The sequence below is a fragment of the Niabella sp. ZPM-14 genome (assembly GCF_055693045.2).
Genome location: NZ_CM181148.1, coordinates 3,975,135 through 4,000,218 on the forward strand (window position 1 = coordinate 3,975,135; position 25,084 = coordinate 4,000,218).

The window sequence follows — 25,084 nt, forward strand, 5'->3', positions numbered from 1 at the left end:
TCGTTTGGATAAGCAGTTTTTGTAAAATCATTCTCATGTATAAAAAAATAGGTACTATTTTGTTGGTTCTCTTTTCTCAGTTGTCGTTTTCACAGGCTGATCTTACCCAATTTCCCAAAGGCTATACGCCGGAAGAAGTGGGGAAGCTGGTGGCCTATCGGTTTGTGTATGCCAACCACGCACTTCATGCCGGGAAATGGATCAGCTATCCGGAAACTTTCTATTGGAATGGGGCGCTGAATTATTCAAGGTTAACCAAAGACGCTATGCTGACCAAATTCCTGCAGCGACGGTTTGACCTGCTGGTGTCCGAAGAGCAGCAGCTGTTACCGCCCAAGAATCATGTCGATCTGAATATGTTTGGCAGCCTGCCCTTAACGCTCTATCATATCACGAAGGATCAGCGTTACCTCGATATGGGGCGGTCCTATGCAGATACCCAGTGGGAGCTGCCTACCGGTGCGAAGCCACAGGAGAAGACCTGGGCTGATAAGGGGTATAGCTGGCAAACGCGGCTTTGGATCGATGATATGTACATGATCACGATCGTGCAGACACAGGCTTATGCGGCTACCGGCGATCAGAAATACCTCGACCGGGCAGCGCGCGAAATGGTGTTGTACCTGGATGAGCTGCAGCGTCCCAACGGTCTTTTTTACCACGCGCCTGATGTTCCTTTTTATTGGGGCCGCGGCAATGGCTGGATGGCCGCGGGTGTGACGGAATTGCTGCGCTACCTGCCTAAGAATCACAAGGACCGGCCCAGGATCATGGAAGGCTATCAGAAGATGATGAAAAGCCTGAAACAATACCAGCGTGCGAACGGTATGTGGAATCAATTGATCGATCATCCTGATTGCTGGGCGGAAACTTCCGGAAGCGCGATGTTTACCTACGCTTTTATCAGTGGTGTAAAGCATGGCTGGTTGAATGAAAAGGAATACGCACCCGCCGCGAGAAAAGCATGGATGGCGCTGGTGGGCTACGTGAATGGTAAAGGTGCGGTGGCAGAAGTATGTGTCGGAACCAATAAAAAAAATGACCAGCAATACTACTACGATCGTCCGCGCGTAACCGGTGACTATCATGGGCAGGCGCCTTATCTGTGGTGTGTCAATGCCCTTCTTGAAAAATAGCAGGCCTGGCGGAGCCGGTTGAAAATTGTAATTTTGTGCGGATCAAATGAAAGCGCAGATGAACAACTCGAGGATCTATACCATGTCGTTTGCCGGCGTGTACCCGCATTATATCCAGAAAGCGGAAAAGAAGGGACGGACGAAAGAGGAAGTGGATGAAATTATCTTTTGGCTGACGGGTTATGATGCTTCATCATTGCAGCGGCAGATTGACGACAAAGTGAATTTCGAAACGTTCTTTGGCCAGGCGCCAAAGATGAATGAAAATGCGTCGAAGATCACCGGCGTGATCTGTGGCTACCGGGTGGAAGAGATCGAAGACCCGCTGGTGCAAAAAGTGCGGTATCTTGACAAGATGATCGACGAGCTGGCGAAAGGCAAGGCGATGGAAAAGATCCTGAGAAAATAACGCGTATAAGCTGAGGCGGATGCTGGTCAAAAGGCAGCGGCGGGTTGTGTCCATGGCGAATCACCGGTACCTGGTCGGACCGGGACGCCCGCCTGTACCTTTCGGACAGGGTCAGGTCAGACGCCAATTTAGGGCATTCGGGACACTGTTCCAACCTGCTTTAGAGGTGTTTGTCCTGCGAATCTTTCAGGCTTTGCCCTGTAATTCTGAAAAATATTGTACCTTTGCCGCTCTCCGGAATCTTTCCGGCTCAAAATTATTATATCACCGGTACGGCAAAATCCGTACAACCTTAAAAATCATAAAGTTATGAAACAAGGTATCCATCCAGAACATTACCGTTTTGTCGTATTTAAAGACATGAGTAACGGTGATGCCTTTTTAGGAAAATCTACCGCTAATTCAAAAGAAACCATCCAATGGGAAGACGGTAACGAGTACCCGGTAATCAAATTGGAGATTTCAAGTACTTCTCACCCTTTCTTTACCGGTAAAAACATGCTGGTTGACACCGCAGGCCGTATCGATAAGTTCAAAAAGAAATACGCGAAAAAATAATTATTCCAAAAGGGATAACCTTTGTAAAAACCCCGCCCCGCGGGGTTTTTTTATTGCTGATGCTTCTTACTGCTTGCTTTCAAATGCTTATCTTAGTGGCCCCATGACGAAGTATATTGTATTTGCACCCCATGCATGTGAGCCTGAGTTGCTCTATCCTTTTGCATTTACAAGAAAGGTTCAAGATTTCAGAGTGGGCGCGTTGACTATCCGCGAAAAATGGGAGTATCTGCTGGGGCTTCCTTCCCTGGATCTGCCGGATCCGCGCTATTCCCGGCATTTTCCTTCCACCAGCCCGGACCAGATAGGGGACAATGTGTTGATGTATATCATCCCGGGAAATTTATTACCGGACGGCGAACTGGTCCGTCAGATACAACACCTCCAGCCCGGACAAGCGCTGGGCAATGAGAACGGCGAAGCCGTGATCCGGTGCGTCACTCATGCCGGTCAGGTAAACGGCGGCCACCGGGTAATAGCCACCCCGGCATTCCGGTTATTGGAATTTTTTCTGGATATTATCCGCTATAATAAAGAGGAGTTGATCTCAGACTTTGATATTTTGCGGGCTCATAAAACCGCGCAGGCGATCGACAGCTCTAATGGAGTAACGGCGCCGGAAAACATTTTTATCGAAGAAGGGGCCGTGGTCCGGCATGCTTTATTAAATGCGGCAGATGGTCCGATATTTATTGCAAAGAATGCACTGGTGATGGAAGGTGTTTGCCTGCGTGGTCCGATCTATGTCGGCGAAGGGGCTACCCTGAAGATGCGGACGACGGTGTATGGCGCTACCACGATCGGTCCTCATTGCGTGATAGGAGGGGAGGTGAAGAACACCATGTTCTTCGGTTATTCTAATAAAGGACACGATGGCTACCTGGGAGATTCGATCATTGGAGAATGGTGTAATTTTGGTGCCGGTACGAGTTGCAGCAACATGAAGAATAATGTGGGCGCTGTGACTTACAATCTTGGTGACTCGATGTTTGTTGCAGGGAAGAAAGGAGGAGTAGTGATGGGTGACTTTAGCCGGACGGCTATCAATACGTCTATTAATACAGGCACATTAATCGGTGTTAGCGCACACGTTTTTGGCAATGGACTCACTCCGAAATTCATACCTAATTTTAGCTGGGGATTTGAACGGGAGGAAAAGAAGACCCTCAGTACCGTAAAGGATATAGAAGAACAGATGCGTGCGGATGTGGAGCGACGAAAAAGGACGCAGAAATATGACCTGGAAAAAGCGCTTAGAGACGCGCACGAATGGAAACAGCTGAAAGGGCAGCGCTTAACCGAAACAGAAAAAAATATATTGACAGAACTTTATAATAAACGATAAAAATTATCATCAAAATGAGAAAACAAATAGCAGCGGCAAACTGGAAAATGAATCTTTCTTACCTCGAAGGTCAGCAACTACTGGGCGCAATCCTGGAAAACGATCTTGGAAGTAAAGATCACCATGAAGTGATATTTGCCGTTCCTTTTCCTTACCTGATCATGGCGAAGGAGAAAACGACGTCGCTGAAAAATTATTTTATTGCTGCGCAGAATTGCAGCAACAAGAAATCTGGTGCTTATACAGGCGAAGTGTCTGTAGATATGCTTGATTCGATCAACATCAAACATTGCATTATCGGCCACAGCGAAAGAAGAGAATACTTTAACGAGAGCAATCAAATGCTGGCTGAAAAAGTAAACCTGTTGCTGGAAAAAGGCATGACTCCGATATTCTGCTGTGGCGAGTCTTTAGACATCCGCGAAGCCAATACACAAAATGCGTTCGTGGAAACACAACTGAAAGAGTCGCTGTTCCATCTGTCTGCGGACGAAGTTAAAAAAGTAGTGATCGCGTATGAACCTATCTGGGCGATCGGTACCGGAAAAACGGCGTCCACCGAGCAGGCGCAGGAAATGCATGCCCATCTTCGTGCGGTATTAGCCGGTCAATACGGCGCTGAAGTGGCTGATGAAATTTCGATCCTGTATGGCGGTAGCGTAAAGCCCAACAATGCAAAAGAGATCTTTGCCAGCCCTGATGTAGATGGTGGTCTTGTAGGCGGTGCTTCATTGGTAGCGCTCGACTTTATCGAAATTATCAAAGCGTTGAAGTAAATATAATACGGAGATTCCTCCGCTTGTTTTGCTGAAGGCAAAACTGCGGTCGGAACGACGGATAATAATGGGATCTCGCATATAGTCCTGGCGGGCACTTCGCTGTGCTCCGGTCGGAACGAGGGCATACTAAGGACCGTCATGGTGAGCGCCTTGCCCGGCCCGGAGGGTCGGGAAGCACAGCGGAGTCCCTGCCCGGATGAATCCGTTCGCCAGCCCGAAAGATTCGTTCTGGCGGGGAGACGGGGAACCATCTCATCCCTAATGAATGAGATTTCTCCCCGCCCGTACCGTTCGGGCGGGCGCTCGCTTCACGTTGTTACGCTCGGTCGAAACGACGGTACAACATGCGCCCTACGACCGTCATGGTGAGCGAAGCATAGCGGAGCCGAACCATCTCTTTTACGAAGCGGGATTCCTCCCCGTCCGTACCGTCGGGGCGGGCATTTCGCTGTGCTCCGGTCGGAACGAGGGCATACTAAGGACCGTCATGGTGAGCGCCTTGCCCGGCCCGGAGGGTCGGGAAGCATAGCGGGAGCCGAACCATCTCTTTTACGAAGCGGGATTCCTCCCCGTCCGTACCGTCGGGGCAGGCACTTCGCTGTGCTCCGGTCGGAATGACGAGACACAACACTTTTATAAAAAAGGGATGTCACTTTGAAGCGACATCCCTTTTTCTATGTGGCTGAACCACGGATTTTAAATAACCCGGGTTCCTGCTGTCTTTTCTAAAACACGAGCTGGTTGAGGTAGGCAGCGCCTTCCTTCACACATTGAATCGGTTCTTTTTCGTAAGCCTCTTGTTCGAGGATATAATGCTGCATGCCGAGGTTCTTGGCCTGTCCCAGGATCGACTTATAATCGATGGATCCATTACCGACAATACAGCTTTGGTTGGGTTCACCTTCTTTAAAAGGCGTATCCTTCTTGCGGTCTTTGATGTGGCACAGCTTAAAGCGCCAGCGGTATTTGTTCATCCACTCCACAGGATCCTGCCCGGCGGTCACTACCCAATAGATATCCATCTCAAAATCTACCAATGCAGGGTCTGTATTTTTCATCATGATATCCTGCGGATACTGGCCGTCTTGCAGGCGGAAGGAATAATCATGATTGTGGTAGGCAAAACGCAAGCCGTTCTTACGGCAGATAGCGCCGGCTTTGTTAAATTCATCAGCGGCTTTTTTGTAATCATCGAGCCGTCTTTGTTTTCCCAGCCAGGGGCAGATCAGGTATTTCATACCGATCTCACCGGCTTCGGCGGCTTTCCGTTCAAAGTCCGTCCTGTGATCGCAATGGCTGCTGATAATAGACATGCCCAATCCGCCCAGGTACTTTTTGAAATCGGTATTTTTCATCCCCCAGAACATGCCCTGGGCGCCTTCGTAACTTTCAATCGTTTTATAACCAAAAGAAGAGAGCTGTTTCAACACCCCTTTAGGATCTTTGGGCAGATCGTCCCTCAGAGAATATAATTGAATTCCCAGGTTCTTTATAGTTCCTTTGCCCGCTGCGGCTCTGCTGCCGGCGCAAGAGGCGAGCGCCATGCCTAAAGCCGCACTGCCGCTCATTTTTAGAAAATGCTTCCTATCCATTTTGATGAATTTAGTTTTCGAATTATTACTTCAGGGCTACCCGCTGCTTTGCCAGCCATTGATTCTGATACGGTTCACAATGTGACACTTAGTATCTCGGCTACGAACCATAAACTATGGACTATAGGTCATCAACCATCAACTCTCATTACACATCACACACTCTTACGGCTTGTTCCAGGGCATTGAAGCGGTCTGCTTCCGTTTTACCGGTCGGAATAAACTCCTGGGCCACATAGCCTTTGAACCCCGTGTCCAGGATGGCCTGCATGATAGCTGGGTAGTATAGTTCCTGTTTATCGTTTAATTCGTTCCGGCCGGGAACGCCTGCTGTGTGGTAATGCGCAAAATACTTGTGATGCGCGCGGATGTTAGCGATTACGTTTCCTTCATCTACCTGCATATGGTAAATGTCGTAAAGTAGCTTGAAATGCTCGCTGTCCAGTCTTTTGCACAGCTCAACGCCCCAGGCAGTATGATCGCACATGTAATCCTTATGATCTACTTTGCTGTTCAGCAATTCCATCACGAGCACTACGTTGTGCTTTTCGGCAAGCGGTAAGATCTTTTTCAATCCTTCCGCACAATTTTTCAAACCGGTTTCATCGTCCATGCCCCGGCGGTTGCCGCTAAAGCAGATCAGGTTTTTATAGCCTGCCTTGCCTACCAATGGAATACCTTCCTCGTAATCTTTAATAAGAGAGGCGTGGAATTCTTTGCCGGCAAATCCATCGGTCAGGCTCACTTTTCCCGGAATGTAACACATACTGCAGGTGATACCATGTTTTTGAATGGTGGGCCAGTCTTTTGGTCCTAACAGGTCAATGGCCGATAAGCCCATTTTTTTCACTGTCGTGCACAGTTCCTCCAGCGGCACTTTTCCAAAGGTCCACTGGCAAACACTGTGATTAATATTTCCTTTTAACGGTTCCATCGATTTTTGTTCGTTGGCTAAGCTGCTCAACGGTGAAAGACCTGCTGCGAGCGAGCCGGCAGCAAGGGTTTTAAGCATATGTCTTCTATTTTGCATCTACAGGTTGAGTTTTATCGTTCTTAAAAACTATAGCAAATAAAAAGCAAACCACCGCTGCAATACCTGCCGGTACCAGCCATACGTTGTGCCAGTAGCTGTCGGAGTTTTGAACTGATTTGTAATGTTCGGTTACAAAACCCGCTACCCAGAAGCCAATCAATTGTCCGACACCATATGTTGCAAGCGTGATCAACCCTTGCGCAGAGCTTTTATATTTTTCACCGGCTTTGCTATCGGTATAGATCTGGCCCGATACAAAGAAGAAGTCGTAACAGATACCGTGCAATGCAATGCCTATGATCAGCATGAAAGAAAGATCGCCGGCGTCACCATAAGCGAAGAGCACGTAGCGCACCGCCCAGGCCAGCATCCCGATCAGGATGGTATTTTTAAATCCGAAACGCTTAAAAAGGAAGGGGATCAATAGCAGGAACAGTACTTCAGATACCTGTCCGATAGCCATCTTGGCCGTTGGGTTTTCCAGGCCTACACCTGTAAGAAAGGGATTGGCATTCTGATAGTAAAACGCCAGCGGAATACAGATCAATATAGAAGTAATAAAGAAAACCAGGAAGTTCTTGTTCTTTAATAATTGCAGGGCATCTAGTCCCAGGATCTGGCTGACAGAAGCGCCTTGCTCTGCTTTTTTAGGTGGTGTCTTAGGCAGCGAAAAGCTGAAGAGTCCCAACACTAAAGAGGCGATAGACGCCATCAGGAACGTATTTCTTAATGTATCATTAGCCGTGTTGTTCTCTTTATTGTCCCAATGGAAGACATAGCTGATGATCACGCCGGCGATGATCCAGCCGATCGTTCCGAAGATCCTGATGGAGGGGAACTCTTTCTCAGGATTTTGCATTTGCCGGAAGGAAACAGAGTTTACGAGCGCCAGGGTAGGCATATAAGCGATCATGTAGGCCAATGCATAAGGGTAAAACGCAGCAGAATTTTCAGACTTGAACATCATGTACATCAGCACAGCGCCCAGCAGGTGGAGCACACCCAGGATCCGCTCGGCATTGAAGAAGCGGTCAGCAATTAAGCCAATAATAAAAGGAGCGATGATAGCTCCCCAGGACTGCGTTGAAAAAATATTGGCGATTTCCAGGCCGTTAGCTTTTAGATTCGTCCCTAAAAAAGTTCCTAATGTCACAAACCATGCGCCCCAGATGAAGAATTCGAGAAACATCATAAAGGAAAGTTGGATTCTTGTGCCTGATTTCATATTGCTTTCGTTAATGTGTGGTTAATTGATGAATGATTAATGGATAAATGTAGCAATTTAATCCATAAAAATATACGGGCTTACAGATTTTATTATAGCTGTAAAAATAAAGAAGCTGCCTCAAAAGCAAAGAGATTTCACACAAATAGCACAACGCGTACGAAGAAGCCGGCGGTAGTTGCTTGCCAACCTGCCGTTGTTTCTTTGTTTTTCTGTGTTACTGATGCGTGAAACAGCACTTTTGATACAGCTTCCTTACAATAAGTTGATGAAGCCCTGCTTATAATTTGGCCATCTCTGCCCGGTGTTCTTTCGGGGTTGTTGTGCTTCTTGCAATGGCTGCCTTTACAAAATGAACGAAGATGGGCTGCGGATTTTCTACCGTACTCTTCAGTTCCGGGTGGTACTGGGCGCCTACAAAGAAGGGGTGATTGGTCAGTTCGATGAACTCTACCAGTCCGCTGTCCGGATTTTTACCGCTGGCGATCATACCGGCTTGCTCAAACGCTTCCAGGTATTTATTGTTGAATTCCCAGCGGTGCCTGTGTCTTTCTGTGATCGTATCAGACCCATAGATGGTATGAGCCAGGCTGCCCGGCTTTATAGCGCAGGTATAAGAACCCAGGCGCATGGTGCCGCCTTTTTCAGTTACCTCCTTTTGTTCTTCCATCAGGTCGATAACCGGCTCTTTGGCATTCTCATCCATTTCAGTGGAGTTGGCTTCTTTGATACCAAGGACGTTACGGGCAAATTCAATGGCCGCCATTTGCATGCCGAGGCAGATACCAAAGAAGGGTAAGCCATTTTCACGCGCATACTTGACGGCTGTTATTTTTCCTTCGATACCGCGCAAGCCAAAACCTGGCGCTACCAGTAAGCCTTCCAGTCCGGCCAGCTTCTCTTCCACATTTTCTTCTGTGATATATTCGCTGTGCACATTCACGATCTGCACCTGGCACTCGTTTACCGCTCCGGCGTGAACGAAGGCTTCGAGGATCGACTTATAAGCATCCTGCAATTCCAGGTATTTCCCGATCAGCCCGATGCGCACCACTGTTTTGGGATATTTCAGCTTATCCAGGAAAGTGCGCCATTTGGTAAGCTCCGGTTCGTTGTATTGGGTAATGTTCAGTTTTTTGAGGCAGGTCACATCCAGCTTTTCGCGCAGCATCGCCAATGGTACTTCATAGATCGTTGATTGGTCCGTTGCTTCAATCACGGCTTCCTGCTTTACATTACAGAATAACGCGATCTTTCTTTTCAGATCCGGTGTCAGTGGCCTTTCCGTGCGACATACGATCACATCGGGGCTTACCCCTTCCTGGCTCAACATCCTCACACTGTGCTGGGTAGGTTTGGTCTTCAGCTCTTTCGCTGCTTTCAGGTAGGGGATATAGGTCAGGTGGATCACCACGGTGTCTTCTTCCGGTAATTCCCATTGCAGCTGGCGGATCGATTCCACAAACGGCAGGCTTTCGATATCACCGATAGTACCTCCGATCTCCGTGATCACGATGTCATAATCACCTGTATTGCCCAGCTCCATCATGCGGCGCTTGATCTCGTTGGTGATATGAGGAACGACCTGCACGGTTTTACCCAGGTAAGCACCTTCTCTTTCTTTGTTGATCACCGTCTGATAAATGCGGCCAGTGGTCACGTTGTTGGCCTGGGAAGTGAAAATATTCAGGAATCTTTCGTAGTGGCCCAGGTCAAGATCCGTTTCCGCACCGTCTTCGGTCACAAAACATTCACCGTGCTCATACGGATTCAGTGTTCCGGGGTCGATGTTGATATAAGGGTCAAACTTCTGAATCGTCACCCTCAAACCACGCGCTTGCAGCAGCTTGGCTAAGGAAGCTGCTATAATACCTTTTCCTAAAGAGGAAGTCACGCCACCCGTAACAAAAATATACTTGGCCATACCAAAAATGATTTTTACTTATATGATGTTGCCGCCTACCAGGATGGTAAAGCCACACCATATAATCAAATGATTATTATCTAAAAAATATTAAATGAAAAAACTAAAAAAGTGACCGACAGAAAATAATCGATGAGAAAATTTTTGAGGTCGCACAAAGGTATAGAATTCCTGTTTATTATGGAGCGGAGGGCGCTGCTTTTTTATGCGATTCATGACGCCGATCATGTCGAGCCACTTCTAAAAGACATTCTTATCCGGTTTTCGAAATGGATGAAAGCAGGCAAAACAGCGGTTCCATTCACGCTTACAACCGTTCCTGCTCTTCGGTTTGGCGCCGGCTGGCGGGCAGTGCCTTGCCACCGATATGCCAGGTGATCGATATGCCTGCCCGGCGGCTGTCGGGTTTTCCGTTATAGTAGTACGTGGTAATATCTGTGATCGAGTACATCCTGCGCCGGGTCGTGTTGAAAATGTCTGCAATCGACAGCCGGAGATCCATTTTGTTTTGCCACAGCGATTTTGTAAGGCCGGCATCTATATAATAATAGGGATCGACCCTGAAAAAGCCTTGCAAAGCTTCGCTGAAATAATAGGCGTTCAGCGAGGCTTTAAATCCTGCCGGCAATAAAAACTGCTGTTGCAGGGAGGCATTGGCCGACCATTGCGATACCTTTTGCTCACCGCTTAAAAAGGGAACGGGGTATCGGGTGTAGCTCGCACCGGAAGACAGCTGCACCTGCCAGTTTTTGACAAGGGAGAAGGGAATCGAAATAGTTGCATCGGTGCGGTGTAAAGTTCCGAAATTGGCGGTCTGGCTTTTTATCGTGCCGCTTTCTTCGTCAACCGCCAGTCGCTCGGCCATAAAAGCATCGCTTTTATTATAGGTTAAATTCAATACATATTTTTTTCGCCACTGGTATACCGATGAAATGACCCAGGCCAGTTCCGGCACCAGGTCAGGATTTCCTGAAAAATAGAAGTACTGATCCCTGTACCAGCGAACTGGATTCAGACTCGTATAAGTGGGCCGGTTGATCCGCCGGCTCAGCGCGATGCTGAGATGATGTGCCGTGCCCCATTCCTGTTCGACAGACAGAGAAGGGAATAATTGCGTGTACTTCCATCTGTTCACTACACCCTGTTTCAGGGTGAATCCATTGGCATCGGTATGCTCCAGTCGTAAGCCCAGGTTTATTTCTGTATGATGCAGGCGTTTGCGGGCCGTGACATAAGCGGCAGCGATCCGCTCGGCGTAGCGAAACCTATCGCTCATCGCGTCGATGGCAATAAAAGCACCATTTTGCAGGGAGTCGAACCGGTATTCATTATCATTATTCACGGCTGCATATTTCAGCCCGGCTTTGAACAAGGTCTTTCCCAAAGGCAACTCCGCATCCGTCTTTATAGAACGGATGGTCACAAAGCCGGGCTGATAGGACCGGAGCTGGTTCGTTCCGGTGAGGTCATTTCCGGCATTATAATATTGCAGATCCATCAGCGCGTCCGAATAATTCCTGTAGGAAGTGTAGTCTGCATCGGCCGTAATTTTTTTGCCCGAACTGTCGATGTCGAACTGGTAGGAGAGGTTGACGGCATTATAATGGTAAGGCTCAATGATATTATTGTAAGACTGTGTGCGGCCGGTGGGTTTCTCTCCGTTGAAAAGCTGAATCCGTGTGTCGTGAAAGCAGGTAAAATCATCGAGGTAGCCGTGATAATGCAGGCCCAATCGGTGTTGGTCATTGAAGGCCCAGTCTGCGCCCAACCGGTAAGTATAATACTTTATGTTGTAACCAGATGCCGCTTCACGTTCCACCCGTCCGCTACCCCGTCCCGGAATAGTATTGCCTCCCGTTGCTTTTAAAAATTTATGCGGTGTGCTGTAGTCAAACGAAGCGTAGGCGGCGATGCTTTTGGAGTAGTACCCCAGGGTGAGCTGCTGATTGGTCATCAGGTACTGTCCTTTACTCACTGCCGATCGCAGGTCCATCACGAAACCGGGGTTTAGCTTTTTCCTGGAAACGATATGGATGATGCCTGCATTTCCAGCTGCATCAAGGCCTGCGTCGGGCGCATTGATCAGTTCAATCGTGCTGATGTCTTCGGCGCTCAGGCCTTTCAGATAGTTGACAAGCTGTGTCCCTGACAGATAGGTCATCCGGTTATTCATCATAACATTGACGCCGGCCGATCCGCGTAAGGTGATGTTTTCGTTTTGGTCCAGGGTCACCCCGGGTAAACGCGAAATAATATCCAGTGCGGTTTGCCCGCTGCCCAGCGCCATGTCCCGCACGCGGAATTGTAGCTTGCCCTCTTTGAACGATACTGCGGGCGCCGCAGCTTTTACGATCACGGTTTTCAAGGTGTCCGATAACGGCTGTAATGTCCAGCCGGACTGCATATGCGGGCGACTGGCGTCAAGCAATAAGCTATCGCTTGTAACCGGATGGTAACTCAGATGTGAAATGAATAATTGGTAATATGCTGGTACAAGCGATCGAAACGAAAAATTGCCGGAGCTGTCCGTAAGTGTTGCGGCATTGCTGTCGGGGCCGTCGATGCGTTTCAATTGCACACTGGCTCCGGTCAGAGCATGCCCCTCGGCCGCTGTTATTCTGCCTGAGATGACGCCTGACTGGGCCATGCTTTCCTGTGTCCAGACGAGGAGCAGCGTCCAGAGCAAGAGGTGGACTTGCTTCGCTTTTATAAATAGGTCAGGTTTCATATTCTTAAAGGACTATGACGGACAGTTGAATCAGGACATTTTCCGGAATACACCAACGCCGGCACCGCCGAAAATGCCTGTCATCAGCAACAATGGCAGTAGCAATGCTGCCATCGACATTTTAGAGACGGGTTTAAAATATTCCGGGGCATGCGTTTCCCACGGTTCGGAAGCGACCGTGCTGTCTCCGAAAATTTTGGGATAAAAATGGAGCTTGGTCCGTTCATGAAACTGCGCTGTGCTGTCGAGATATTGTAAATATTGCGTCAACCCGGTACCAGCAATGTCAGTAAACTGCAACTGTGCCTGCATCGAAGGGATCCATCGCGCTACGGCTTCGCTTGCCTGCTGGCGCGCATGTAATTTCCGGTGCATGCGTTTGCTGTCGGCGGCAGCTTCGTTATCTCCCAGCTGTTGCATGGCATAGTACCATAAATAATTAAACTTAGGCCCCTTCCACTCGTAATGACTGTACTGAGGATAATATTTAAAAAAGGCATTCAATGTGTGTGCCGGATCTTTATCCCATTTCGTATGGTAGCCATCCCGCTGCTTCAGGAAAGTGCTGTACGCTTCTTTTACAGGATAGCGGGAGGTGACATAGCTGTTTACCATGGCCGGAAGCAGCAGGCAAATGACTACCCAGCTGGTTAACAGGAGCAGCGCGCTGATGCTGCTGCTTTTATGAAATGCGATAATAAAAAAGCTGATTGCAAACCAAACACTGACATAGAGCATGGCTGTAAGCGCATAAGTCCGGAAAGCTGCGTCGGGCGGAATGCCTACGATGATCAACGCCAGGATCAGCAAGAGGATCAGCAATGCCTGGACGACGATAAAACGGATGCTCAGCTTCCGGATGAGGAAACGGAGCGGCTGCACGGCCTGCACGTTGACCAACGGCCAGGTACCGCCTTCTTTCTCCTGCGAAAGCAGGTTGAAGTTGAATGCAATGATGAGCAGCGGAAACAGGAAAAGGATCACGAAGCTCAGATCAAAATTGCCGGTCAGCTGATTGTAAGGATTAAACAGGTCCGTATCATACCGCTGTGCTTCGAGTCCGCGGATCGTCAGGTATTGTATGTTGGTATTGATATCCAGCTGCCCTATGGACAGGGCCGCGATGGGCTTAGGCTGATGGATATACGCAAAACGCAGGTAATACATGAGTAACCCGAACTGATCTGGTATATGGCTCACATTTCTTTCTATTTGTTCTTTCTGTAATGCAGTAACCGATTGGATAGCCTGTTCCTGCTTTTGCAGGAAGGCTTTTCCGATGTAAATACTTACCAGGCCCGTACCCAGAAACAGGGCAAGGGCTATCATTACGGAGCGGCTTCGTATAAAATTGAGGAATGCTAAACGGTACATAAATTATAATGCTTTTGCTTTGGCAGCGGTGAAGTAAATAGCGCCGATCGATATCAGCAACCACGCGGCCAAAGCGGCTATGGTCCATTGCTGTTGGTGGATCACGGAGGATAATGATGGAAACCGATGTTTGAAGTCGGCGAACTCAGTCCAGTGACTTTTGTCAATGCTATGCGGCTGCTCATCTTTGCCGGGCTTACGGTTGCTGATGTGTCGGATCTGTAACTCATTCATGCTTTGCGCCAGGTGATACCGGTATTCTTCGGCTTCCTGCTGAAAAGAGCGATAGGCTTTAAAGTCGGTACCACTTATGGCCATGTTCATGTTCCTGATAGCGAGCAGCGGGTTGATAAAGGCGGCCAGGTAGCTGATATGATTCTGTTGCTCGTAGCGGTCATACAATTGCTGCAAATGCCTGTTGTAAACTTCGGCGCTCATCTTTTCGCCTTGCTGCATCTGGAACCCGCTATAATTAAAAGGAAGTTGCTCCACGGAGTCGACATGATGCGCTTTCAAAACCGAATCTTTTAGCCGGGTAAAGTGAGGATCGTCTGGGTTATGACTGTTACCGATCTGAAGCACGTCTTTTTCCACCGCGGTTTCAAATACAATCTTTCCCGGAGCCGGATAGAGAAAGCTCCCTGCGGCTTGTAAGGTTTTGGGTAATACGATCACCATCAACAACCAGATGCCTAAGAGTTGCAGCAAGGATGCGCGGCTGTTGCGACTTCCGGCTGATATGCAAATGGAGATAACACTGATGACCCATAAAAAGACCAGGCTGCCGGCCAACAGCCAGCCACTTCTGGCCCAGACGCCCGCGCCGGCAGGCAATTGCCCTGTAAGCAGCAATTGTGTCGCTGCCGCGATCACGGCGGGCAGCAGGAATAATAGTGACAGCCCAAACAGCCCGAGGCTGTAGCCCCAAACGATTTGCCTGAAGCCGGCACCCTGGATCAGCAATATTTTCAGGGTGCCGTTTTCCCGCTGTTGCGCGATAGCGCTGAATCCGAGAAAAAAAACAATCAGCGGCAACACGATCTGCAATAGCATTGATAAACTCAATTCACCGAAGCGCAGGAGCCCGGTGCTGAAACCCGCTTCGCTGAAGTTGACGGTATTCTGCTTATGGGCTTCTAAGAAGACTGCATTGCCGGTGTAGCTCTCCATACCATAATCGTACATACTTAACGGATGCTTCAGGCGAAATGCGAACGTGCCGAAATGAGCCATCCGGTGGGGATGCTTATCGGGATTGGCTTCCCAGCTTTGCCTGGCCTGCCGCTGAAAGTCAAGCCGCAGGCGGTTTTGCGCGTTGTATGTTTGATAGCCGGTGTAAGAGGCATACACCACAAGCAACAGCCAAACTACGTAAATGGGTGCGAGCACTTTGCTGCGCAATGTCACAGAAAAAAAATGAGTCGCTACGATCCTGATAGCATTCATGGGCGATGTTTTATATCTGATGATGGCTTATCATCTCTTTTAAAAAGTATAAGTGGCGGTCAACATGAGGTTCCGCGGTGCACCGGGAAACAAACGCTGGTAATTTTGCGCGCCAATCCAGTAAGTCTTATCCAAAACATTGTTCACATTCAGCGCTACCTGCATATTACCTGTCGAAGGCCGGTAGTAGAGCGCGAGATCCACAAGCGTGTAAGCCGGTGTTGTAAATGACCGGTCAAACCAGGGAACCTGGTTGCCCTGGTATTGCAGTCCCAGTCCCAGTCCTATGTCTTTAAGTAAAGTAGTAGCGGGGAAGTTGTATCGCGACCAGAGATTGGCGCTGTGAAAAGGCGTGTTTTGCTTGCGCGCTCCTTCCAGCTTGGGGTCATTGTCTTCAATGATCCGGGCGTCAATAAAACTGTACGACGCATACACCTGCAAAGACGATGATACGTAGCCTGTAACATCTATTTCAAAACCACGGCTGCGTTCAGCGCCACGTGTCACCATCGAATCGGGATAGTCCGCGAGGTTGGCATTCATCAGTAAATTTTTTTGATTGATTTCGTATAGCGCTGCATTTAGATTCAGCTTGTCATGGAGGAAGCTCGCTTTCGCACCTACTTCTTTAAGATTGCTGACCAGTGGTTTAAATCTTGATGCAGATTCATCGGTCCAGAAATAACTGCCGGTACTGGGCAGCAAGGTCACGGTGTTGCTTTGAGGCTGGTACCCTTCGAGGTAAGTAGCATAAGCGTTAACATGAGGAGACACTTTATACGTCACGCCGATCCTGGGAACGAGTTTCTTGTTGGTAAAAGATAATTCCCGGGGCGCTTTATAATTGGTGATATCCCTGAACCAGTCATGCCTCAGGCCCAGCAACACGATAAACTTGTTCCAGCGGAGCTGCTCCTGTACATATACCGCATGGGTTGTCGTGAGCGCTGCCGGGATCGCCGTGCGGCGGTTGAGTGTGTAGTCATCTATATTGCGGACCGTGTAAGTGGGATTCTTCAGATCGAAATACGGGACGTTCGGTTGAGGAAATACGACCCCTTCATGGGTGATGGTTTGATATTGATCGGCGTTAGCCGCAACAAAGGAGTTGGCCACCGTGCCGTTCTTCAACATGAACCCGCGGGCTGCATTTTGTCCGCCACCTTTCACTTTTTGCCAGCTGCTCAGATCATAACCGATAAGAAATTCATGCTTTACCTGGCCCGTGGCTGCCTTGAAATTGAAAAAGGCGCTCAGGTTATCGATATTCCAGTGCTGCTGCCGTTGAACAAATTGCATGGCCACCAGGGATCTGGAGGGCTGATTGTTGATGTCTACTGCAAATGCATTGGTCGTGCGGTGCTCCAGCAGATCCTCTTCCCAGGTTTGTTTCATGTAAGCGGCGTTAAAGCTGACGTGTTGATTGAACTGGTGGGCCAGGCTGGTGGTCAGGATCAATTCTTTGGATTTGAAGAAATCGCTGCCTGCGCCCAGGTTCAGACTGATGGGCGTGCTGTTCAAATCAGTCTTACCCGCAGTTGCCCCAAATATGGGTTGACCGCGGTCGAGGTTACCTGCCATGTTGCTAAAGATCATTTCAACGTTCAGCGCGGTTTTGTCGCTGGGCAGATAGGTTAGTGAAGGCGATAGCAGCAGCGCATTATTTTGCACCAGGTCCCTGTAGCTCCGGGCCCGCTGGTAAGCGCCGTTGAGCCGGTAGAGCAATGTTTTCTCTTTGTTCAACGGCCCCGTGAAGTCGAGGGTGCCGCGTAAGGTGTTGAAGCTTCCGGCGCTCAGGCTGATCTCTTTACGGTTTGTTGCCAATGGTTTCTTCGTCACCAGGTTCACGCTGCCACCGGGATCTACGCTGGCGAAAGTGGCGCTGGCCGGGCCTTTGATCACTTCCACCCGTTCGATATGAGCGGTGATGGGCTGCAGGAAATAATATTGCCGCGTCCGCATGCCGTTGATGAGCTGTCCCTCCTCGTTCTGGCTGATGCCCCTGATCGTATACTGATTATAAAAACTGGCTGGGATCACACCGGGAATCACTTTGATGGCATCCGCGAGCTGGAAGGCCTGCCGGTCTTTCATGATCTCCTTGGTCACTGTTCCCACGGATTGGGGTAACTCTTTGTTGAGGCTCGCTGTTCGTGTAGTGCTGAACGTGTAGGCACTGTAATATTTTTTTTCAACGCGTCCCAGCACTTCCACTGTTTGCAGATCCGTGATTTGAGGACGCAGGATGACCGATAACGCAGCAGCTCCCGAAAGCACGAGGGATTGCTGAAAATCTTCATAGCCTACAGCGGATACCTGCACATTGATTTTTCCTTTTTTCAAGTCAGGCACCATGAAGTGACCGGCACTGTCTGTAACCACTTTTCGGGTGATCTCTTTTTGTCCGATCATGACGAGCGCACCCGACAAGGGATGCTGGTGCTCGTCAGATACCGTACCCTGCAATGCGTGCTGACTGTGCGCGCAGAGGTAGTGAACGGTTAAAATAAACAAGAGTAAAGATTGTTTCATCATTATTGTAGTTTAGGTTTTGATTGTATATCGATAGGCCCGTAGATCGCGCCGTGCGGCAGCTCGGGCAGTTCGTAATCTTTTTCATCGCGACAGTTGTAGTGCCACCATTCCATTGGTATATACTTTAGCCGGCAGCTTACCGTGATCATCAGATCAGATGAATGTTGGTCTGCTGCTTAAATGGTTTCCAGGTATAATTGCTGTAACTCGTTGGCGGAAATGCCGCTGGTAGGAGTGGTATGGACGAGGCTTCCCTGTTTCATGATGCCGATGCGCGAGCCAACGTTTACCGCGTTGAAAATATCATGCGTCGCCATAAAAATGGTCTTGCCCTCGGCAGCGAGCGATTGGCAGACTGTTGTAAATTCTGATGTAGCCTTGGGATCCAGGCCGCTGGTTGGCTCATCCATAAATATAACATCAGCATTTTTAGCTAATGCGATGGCAATGCCCACCTTTTGCCGCATACCCTTACTGTAAGTGCTGAGCTTTTTTCCGTAAGCTTCCTGTTGCAGGCCGGACCGCTGCAGGAAGGCGGATAAAAGTTTCTTATTGTAGCGAAATCCGGCCAGGCGGCTGAAATAGTCCAGGTTTTCCAGGCCCGTCAGGTTGCCGTACAGTTGTACGACCTCGGGGATGTAGGCAATGAGGTCTTTGGTGCCGGTATTATTCGGCTTCACCTCTATTCCTTTGATAAAAGCCTTGCCGGACGTGGCCTGGATAAAGCCCAGGAATGAATTGATGGTGGTGGTTTTGCCCGCACCGTTTTGTCCTAACAGGCAAAAGACTTCACCGGCCGTTATGCGCAGATCCAGCGCCCGAAGGGCCGTGTAATGTTGATAATTTTTGGTAAGCTGTACAGCTTCTAATATGTATGACATAATGTGGATTTATCCGGATGGACAGTTGGGGTAGAGCGGTTACCTGCTGGTTTCGCAGAATGCCTGACCGGTCCTGATCCGGATGAATCAGGTATGGGCGGCAATTAAGATAACGGCTGTAGTGATCGGATTAGTGATCAAAATGATCAGCACACTAAAATGGCGGGCGGGCCGCGGGTGAGAGAGAGGCTGGTTGCTGTTTTGGAAGTGGGAAGACCTGCGTCGATATCAAAAATGGAAAAAGGGTTCGGCGGTAAGGATAAGGTCAACGCTTCAGGAACATAAGGTGCATACTGATGAGAACAGATCTTGCACTGTGCGTCGTTTGACAGATCCGCTTTGTGAACCCCGCTTTTCTCTTTCGAAACCGTCGTCGCTGCTGTATTATGATGATGCCACAATGAGACCGGTAGGGCCACCCACGTGTATACCACCAATAAGATCAGGCTGACGAACGGACGATATGAGGTTTTTAAGTACAATTATTTTTTGAAACGAAGTTGCAAATATAGAGGTTTTGAAAATTCGCTCCTAACTAAATTTTGAAAACCTGAACAGGTGTTTCGGATCATGTCTTAAGCGCTTAAAAGCTGTTAAAAGGAAATATCGGTAAGACAAAGGGAAATCCGGGTATTTACTAACCGGTCGTTACCAGGTAGCTTTGTAGCACTTGTAATTAAAAAAAATTGTAGCGTATGATGTATCAAAGAAAGTCGATAATGAAGTCCCTTTTGCTTTTGCCGGTAACGATCCTGGCATTAGCTTCTTGTACAAGGGATAAAGTGGAAGTGAAACAACCCAAAACGATCACTATTGAGAATGTGTTGGATAGCCGGCCGCTCGTGCATTCCGGAACATTCAAGGGCGAAGGAACACCTCCGGTTATTCTTCCGGGCCAGTCAGTGTCTATTACTTTTTCTGCGGCCAGGGGGCAGGCGTTGACGTTTGCAACCATGTACGGATGGTCCAACGATTTATTTTTTGCTCCTGAAAATCCGGGCATACCATTATTTGCGGAAGACGGAAGTCCCGTAACCGGCGATGTGTCGGCGCAGGTAAAGTTGTGGGATAATGGTACCCGTGTCAATCAGTCACCGGGCAAGGATGTTACACATCCGGGCACTGCTGAGTCAGCTGCTAAAAATATCAAAGAAGTGAAATTGATGGACGATCAGGGTAATGTATATCTTGACGCCTCTAAATTGATGGGGGTTTCCCTCGCGTATGAGAATTCGATATTCACATTGACGATTACCAACAACTCCGGCGGTACGCTCAATGAAACGCCCTTCAGTCCCGGGGTTTGGGCGGTGTCTTATATCGCAGGCGGTAACCTGTTGAACGCTGAGCCGATCTACACGGCCGGAAAGATGACCGCTAACGGACTTACGGCTCTTGCCGAGACAGGAGATAACGCAGCGATGATTTCCTATCTTACCGGTCTGACCGGGATATTTACACCGCTGTCGCCGGTGCTGGTAGTGGTGTACCAGAGTGATGAAAATCCTTTGTACACAGAAGGTCAAAAGGACAGGGGAGAAGGGCTTAAGGAGTTGGCTCAAACCGGAGATGCTGAAGTACTGGCCGCTGCTTTAAAGTCAAAGCCGAATATTAAAGACGTTTACGTCCTGAAAGAACCAGCCACAACGGTCTTACTGCCGATGGTCGGTGATAAACCGGGCGGCAAGGTTTCGCAGCAACTGCATGTAGTGAACGGAGATAAGATCGCTATTGCCACGATGTATGGTCTGTCCAACGACTGGTTTTTTGCGGGCGTCGGTATTGACGCTTTAGCAAAAGGCGACAGGTCATCTGACATTAAGTTGTACGACAATGGTACTGCCGTCAATCAATATCCCGGAGCGGGTGCGTCGCAGAAAGCGCTGGGAGGAACTCCGATTCCGGAAAGCAAACCCATTGCAGCTGTGCCTGATCCGAATGCTTTCACTACGCTGCCTCAGATTGTGAAAGTAACATTGAATTAAGAAGGATAGCGGGTCCGCCGGCAAAAAAGCTGGCGGATCTGGCTATTTCAATAGTCGGGCATACAGATATTTTTGGTACCCATGTCCTGAAGAATATCGATGGTATATAACGCTAAAAAGATGAATACAGATACAACCCTCCATTGCCCATTCATGTCTTTGTTGCGTAATTGATAGTCGATATGTGCTGTTTTGGAGCCAATAGATATTTTTTGTACCATTGTATGAACTGCGTACAAAACTTTCAGCATTGAAATATCTTTTTAGTGACACCCGTACCAATGGATTATTCCGGATCTATAAAGAAGACAAAGAGCAGTCATTACACGGCGAAGGCTTCGTTAAACAGGATACGATTAACAGTATTGTGTACAACAGATATGAGAGCCAGATGGTGATCATTGATGAAGTGCCTTACACGTTTCCACCGCGATCCGTACTGCCTTTAATGAACAACCAGCACTTTGTGTTTGAGCATCCGGAGAAATTAAGCGCCTGGCAATTCAACAGGGAGTTCTACTGCATTGTGGATCATGATGTGGAAGTGGGTTGTGTAGGATTTCTGTTTTACGGCGTGAGGCATCCGCTGTTTGTATCCTTGTCAGACAAAGAGGCGAATGACATTGAAATGATTGAACAACTTTGTGTCGAAGACACGCGGGTGAAGGACCGGATGCAGGGAGAGATGTTGCGCACCTTGTTAAAAAGGCTGATCATCAGTATTACCCGGATCGCGCGCCGGCAGAACGCCGGAGCAAGAAACCTAGAAGACGACAAGCTGGATATCGTAAGAATGTTCAATCTTACGCTGGAAGTGCATTTTAAAACAGAGCATTCTGTGCAATTCTACGCCAAAGCATTGAACCGGTCCCCTAAAACGCTGAGCAACCTGTTTGCCGCGTTGAACTATCCTCCGCCGTCGAAGGTGATCCAAAACCGGATCTTGCTGGAAGCCAGACGCTACCTGCATTATTCGGATAAGACCGCTAAAGAGATCTCCTATGCATTGGGCTTTACCAGCCCGGCCCATTTCAGCCGTTTCTTTAAGCAACATGCCGGAGAAAGTATTTCGAACTTCAAGACCGGTCGCAGATAAGCCGGTATATTTAATAACATTTAAACTCAATTTATAATGAAGTATTTTAAAATAATATTCGCTATTCCTTTATTCCTTTTCGCAGGCATGATGAGCACTTATGCGCAGGACTATCAAGCACCCGATCAGCCAGACCAGGTACATCCGCTATTGGTAGGTGCCAATATCCTAGACGTGAAACTGACAAATGCCTCAGGTGATCAAGTGGACCTGTCTAAAACCCTGGCTGATAAACCCACTGTTCTTGTGTTTTACCGGGGTGGATGGTGTCCTTATTGCCAGGTGCAACTGGCTTCATTGCAAAAATCACTTGGAACCTTACAGTCATTGGGCTATCAGGTATTGGCGGTGAGCACAGACAGCCCGGAAAACCTGAAGGAAACAGCTGCAAAACGCAAGTTGTCGTATCCGTTACTTTCCGACGCGGACCTGACGCTGTCTAAAAAACTGGGAATCGCGTTTGTCGCTCCTAAAAACTATCACTCCTTTCTGGGCAAGGCTTCGGGTGGCAAAAATGTCGACAACCTGCTGCCGGTACCAGCTGTGTATATCGTAGATAAAAAAGGCACCATCAAATTTCAGCACATCGACCCGGACTTCAAGACCCGGATGGGACTAAAACTGCTCACTGATGTGGCAAAAGCTTACGCGGAAACAGTACAATAATATCATACCAACGATATAGATCTCTAATCCTGGAAGCAGGATAGCAGGGCGGACGTGTCTTTCACGTTCGCTCTGATCACTATCAAAGTGCCTTTAATTTTTTAAGGCAAAAACCACTATCTTGCTGCTATAGTTTTAACAGTGAAGACGTATTTAACAGACTCTGCTAAAGATTGTATCCTCGGCATCAGCCTCACCGGCAAGATCATTTACGCGAATCATGCGGCCCTCCAGCAATTCCATGACACGCAGAACGGCCCTTTGGAAGGGCAGCCCTTTGCCTCGCTGCTGGTGCCCGAGTCGCGCGATGCGTTCGATACGATCCTGGAACGCGTCACATTTAACGAACAACTGGAGTCCGTAAGAGCTGAAGTGATTGCGGTTCCCGATAGCCGTAAGTCTGTAGTGATCCAGTATTCTTCAATACTGGATGAGCAGCAGCGCATCCTGGGCGTCTCCGCCGTGATCAGGCCGGCCAGCCAGACCTACAAGGTGGCGAGTAAGGCGCAGGCATTGCTGGAAACCGCGCCTGACGCGATGGTAATCGTCAACCGCAGCGGCCAGATCGTACTATCCAATGCACAGACCGAAAACCTTTTTGGCTATACCAAAGAAGAATTGCTGGGCCGCGATGTGGAAGTGCTGATCCCTGATTCTTTTCTCAAACATCATAAGGCACACCGCGAAAGTTATTTCCAGAGCCCTACCATGCGCAGCATGGGAAAGGGACTGGAGTTGCATGGCCGGCGTAAAGATGCAACGACCTTCCAGGCGGAAATTTCGTTGAGCCCGCTGATCACGGAGGAGGGCACTTTTGTGTCGGCTGCCATCCGCGACATCACGGAAAGAAAGCGCGCAGAGCGTATGTTCCGCGGACTGTTGGAAAGTGCTCCGGACGCGATGGTAATAGTCAGTAAGGAAGGTATTATACAGCTCGTGAATACACAGGTGGAAAATATCTTCGGCTATGAGCGCAGCGAGCTGATCGGCAAGAAAGTGGAAATCCTGATTCCTGACCGGTTTCGGGGCAATCATACATCGCACAGGGATCACTTTTTCTTTAATCCCAAAGTGAGGCCTATGGGCGCGGGGCTTGAATTGAAAGGCCTACGGAAAAGCGGCGAAGAGTTCCCCATAGAAATTTCCCTGAGCCCGCTCGAAACAGATGAAGGCATCATTGTAAGCGCGGCAATCAGGGATATTACCGACCGGATCAAAGCGCAGAATGTGTTGAAGGCCTATAACCAGGAGCTGGAAAATAAGAACCGGGAGCTCGAGCAATTCGCCTACATTGCGTCGCATGACCTGCAGGAACCTTTGCGCACGGTGATGAGCTTTGTGGAACTGCTTCATGAAGATTATGGCCCCGTGTTTACGGACCAGGGCAGGCTCTATCTTGATTTCATCAATGAGTCTACCAACCGGATGAGTAACCTGATCAAGGCGTTGCTGGATTATTCACTGATAGGACGCAATAGTGAACTGTCGTCTGTCGATTGTAACGTCGTTGTAGGCTCTGTGATCAGCGATCTCTCTGCCAAGATCAGGGAGTCGGGGGCCACGGTGGAGGTGGGAGACCTTCCTGTTATCAATGTTTACCGCACGGAACTACGCATGTTGTTTCAAAACCTGATGGTGAACGCGCTCAAGTTTACGGAAGCCGGCAGACCTCCGGTTATCAATGTGGAGTGTGCCGAACGGGACGATTGCTGGATGTTCTTTGTGAAAGACAATGGCATCGGCGTAGAAGAAGAATATAGTGAGAAGATCTTCCGGATCTTTCAGCGGCTACATTCGAACAGCAGTTATGAAGGAACCGGAATCGGGCTGGCCCACTGCAAAAAAATTGTAGATTTGCACGAAGGTGATATCAGTGTGGCGCCTAACAGCCCTTTTGGCAGTGTGTTTTCCTTTACCATTTCAAAGCATTTATGAGCAGATCGATTAAGTTAAAGTGTATCGTTCTTATCGACGATAACAAGGCGGCTAATTTTATCAATAAAGTGATCCTGGACAAAATGGACTGTGCGGAACAAATTATTTGCTTCCAGAGTGCCGAGGAAGCTTTTAAGGCACTGACCAGTCGCGATGCGGATGAACATATCCAACCGGATCTGATCTTCCTGGACATCAACATGCCAAAAATGGATGGCTGGGAATTTGTTCAGAAGCTTTCACAAAATTCGCAGGTAGCGTCGCTTCATGTGCCGATCATCATTCTTACATCCTCGTCTAATCCTTCTGATCTCCACAAGGCGGATGAAATGCCTGAGATCAAAGAACTCATCAATAAACCATTGAAGAAGGAGACCGTGGCTACAATACTCGAACGGTATTTTTAACCACGGGCAGGGCTATAAATCAGGCTCAGG

The 25,084-nt window shown here is 48.7% G+C and carries 21 protein-coding genes; 10 read left to right on the forward strand and 11 right to left on the reverse strand.

Features of this window, described 5'->3' with window-relative positions:
* Nucleotides 1–35 precede the first annotated feature (35 nt).
* The 5 genes from ACU37H_RS16895 (at nucleotide 36) to tpiA (ending at nucleotide 4,224) form a co-directional block, all read left to right on the forward strand.
* Nucleotides 36–1,136, forward strand: a complete 1,101-nt coding sequence (locus ACU37H_RS16895; protein ID WP_472704900.1) for a glycoside hydrolase family 88/105 protein — start codon at nucleotides 36–38, stop codon at nucleotides 1,134–1,136.
* Between the two features lie 46 nt (nucleotides 1,137–1,182).
* Nucleotides 1,183–1,545 (forward strand): DUF2200 domain-containing protein, encoded by a 363-nt coding sequence (locus tag ACU37H_RS16900; RefSeq protein WP_472704898.1) that lies wholly within the window; start codon nucleotides 1,183–1,185, stop codon nucleotides 1,543–1,545.
* Nucleotides 1,546–1,854: 309 nt separating this feature from the next.
* A complete protein-coding gene (locus ACU37H_RS16905; protein WP_472704896.1) occupies nucleotides 1,855–2,103 on the forward strand; it encodes a type B 50S ribosomal protein L31 in 249 nt (82 codons plus the stop codon).
* Between the two features lie 103 nt (nucleotides 2,104–2,206).
* Nucleotides 2,207–3,448 (forward strand): putative sugar nucleotidyl transferase, encoded by a 1,242-nt coding sequence (locus ACU37H_RS16910; RefSeq protein ID WP_472704894.1) that lies wholly within the window; start codon nucleotides 2,207–2,209, stop codon nucleotides 3,446–3,448.
* A 14-nt stretch (nucleotides 3,449–3,462) separates the two neighbouring features.
* Nucleotides 3,463–4,224, forward strand: a complete 762-nt coding sequence (tpiA, locus tag ACU37H_RS16915) for a triose-phosphate isomerase (RefSeq protein WP_472704892.1) — start codon at nucleotides 3,463–3,465, stop codon at nucleotides 4,222–4,224.
* A gap of 728 nt (nucleotides 4,225–4,952) precedes the next feature.
* Here tpiA and ACU37H_RS16920 read toward each other — a convergent pair.
* From ACU37H_RS16920 to ACU37H_RS16965, 10 genes are all read right to left on the reverse strand, one after another.
* A complete protein-coding gene (locus ACU37H_RS16920) occupies nucleotides 4,953–5,819 on the reverse strand; it encodes a TIM barrel protein (protein ID WP_472704890.1) in 867 nt (288 codons plus the stop codon).
* A gap of 148 nt (nucleotides 5,820–5,967) precedes the next feature.
* Nucleotides 5,968–6,831, reverse strand: a complete 864-nt coding sequence (locus ACU37H_RS16925) for a hydroxypyruvate isomerase family protein (RefSeq protein ID WP_472704888.1) — start codon at nucleotides 6,829–6,831, stop codon at nucleotides 5,968–5,970.
* Between the two features lie 7 nt (nucleotides 6,832–6,838).
* A complete protein-coding gene (locus ACU37H_RS16930; protein WP_494407566.1) occupies nucleotides 6,839–8,044 on the reverse strand; it encodes a nucleoside permease in 1,206 nt (401 codons plus the stop codon).
* Nucleotides 8,045–8,357: 313 nt separating this feature from the next.
* Nucleotides 8,358–10,001, reverse strand: a complete 1,644-nt coding sequence (gene pyrG / locus ACU37H_RS16935) for a CTP synthase (protein WP_472704884.1) — start codon at nucleotides 9,999–10,001, stop codon at nucleotides 8,358–8,360.
* 307 nt (nucleotides 10,002–10,308) lie between these two features.
* Entirely contained in the window at nucleotides 10,309–12,729 is a 2,421-nt protein-coding gene (locus tag ACU37H_RS16940; RefSeq protein ID WP_472704882.1) for an outer membrane beta-barrel protein, read from the reverse strand.
* Nucleotides 12,730–12,759: 30 nt separating this feature from the next.
* Nucleotides 12,760–14,103, reverse strand: a complete 1,344-nt coding sequence (locus tag ACU37H_RS16945; RefSeq protein WP_472704880.1) for a DUF3526 domain-containing protein — start codon at nucleotides 14,101–14,103, stop codon at nucleotides 12,760–12,762.
* Nucleotides 14,104–14,106: 3 nt separating this feature from the next.
* Entirely contained in the window at nucleotides 14,107–15,549 is a 1,443-nt protein-coding gene (locus ACU37H_RS16950; protein ID WP_472704878.1) for an ABC transporter permease, read from the reverse strand.
* 39 nt (nucleotides 15,550–15,588) lie between these two features.
* Entirely contained in the window at nucleotides 15,589–18,084 is a 2,496-nt protein-coding gene (locus ACU37H_RS16955) for a TonB-dependent siderophore receptor (RefSeq protein WP_472704876.1), read from the reverse strand.
* A 176-nt stretch (nucleotides 18,085–18,260) separates the two neighbouring features.
* The gene (locus ACU37H_RS16960; RefSeq protein ID WP_472704874.1) at nucleotides 18,261–18,965 is read right to left on the reverse strand and encodes an ABC transporter ATP-binding protein; all 705 of its coding nucleotides are present in this window, start codon (nucleotides 18,963–18,965) and stop codon (nucleotides 18,261–18,263) included.
* Nucleotides 18,966–19,111: 146 nt separating this feature from the next.
* Entirely contained in the window at nucleotides 19,112–19,447 is a 336-nt protein-coding gene (locus ACU37H_RS16965) for a hypothetical protein (RefSeq protein ID WP_472704872.1), read from the reverse strand.
* 237 nt (nucleotides 19,448–19,684) lie between these two features.
* On the opposite strand from ACU37H_RS16965, the gene ACU37H_RS16970 reads away from it, so the two are divergent.
* Nucleotides 19,685–20,950, forward strand: coding sequence for a spondin domain-containing protein (locus tag ACU37H_RS16970; protein ID WP_472704870.1), 1,266 nt, complete (start codon nucleotides 19,685–19,687; stop codon nucleotides 20,948–20,950).
* 47 nt (nucleotides 20,951–20,997) lie between these two features.
* Here the strand turns inward: ACU37H_RS16970 and ACU37H_RS16975 are convergent, their stop codons facing one another.
* Entirely contained in the window at nucleotides 20,998–21,201 is a 204-nt protein-coding gene (locus ACU37H_RS16975) for a hypothetical protein (protein ID WP_472704868.1), read from the reverse strand.
* Between ACU37H_RS16975 and ACU37H_RS16980 the strand changes: the two genes are divergently transcribed.
* The 4 genes from ACU37H_RS16980 (at nucleotide 21,201) to ACU37H_RS16995 (ending at nucleotide 25,054) form a co-directional block, all read left to right on the forward strand.
* A complete protein-coding gene (locus tag ACU37H_RS16980) occupies nucleotides 21,201–22,046 on the forward strand; it encodes a helix-turn-helix domain-containing protein (RefSeq protein ID WP_472704866.1) in 846 nt (281 codons plus the stop codon). The two genes, ACU37H_RS16975 and ACU37H_RS16980, sit on opposite strands and share 1 nt — an antisense overlap.
* Before the next feature lie 36 nt (nucleotides 22,047–22,082).
* Nucleotides 22,083–22,712, forward strand: a complete 630-nt coding sequence (locus tag ACU37H_RS16985) for a peroxiredoxin-like family protein (RefSeq protein WP_472704864.1) — start codon at nucleotides 22,083–22,085, stop codon at nucleotides 22,710–22,712.
* A gap of 141 nt (nucleotides 22,713–22,853) precedes the next feature.
* Nucleotides 22,854–24,647 carry a PAS domain-containing sensor histidine kinase gene (locus ACU37H_RS16990; protein ID WP_472704862.1) on the forward strand — a complete coding sequence of 598 codons (1,794 nt, stop codon included), beginning with the start codon at nucleotides 22,854–22,856 and terminating at the stop codon, nucleotides 24,645–24,647.
* Entirely contained in the window at nucleotides 24,644–25,054 is a 411-nt protein-coding gene (locus ACU37H_RS16995; RefSeq protein ID WP_472704860.1) for a response regulator, read from the forward strand. Before ACU37H_RS16990 ends, ACU37H_RS16995 begins: the two co-directional genes overlap by 4 nt.
* Nucleotides 25,055–25,084: the final 30 nt, after the last annotated feature.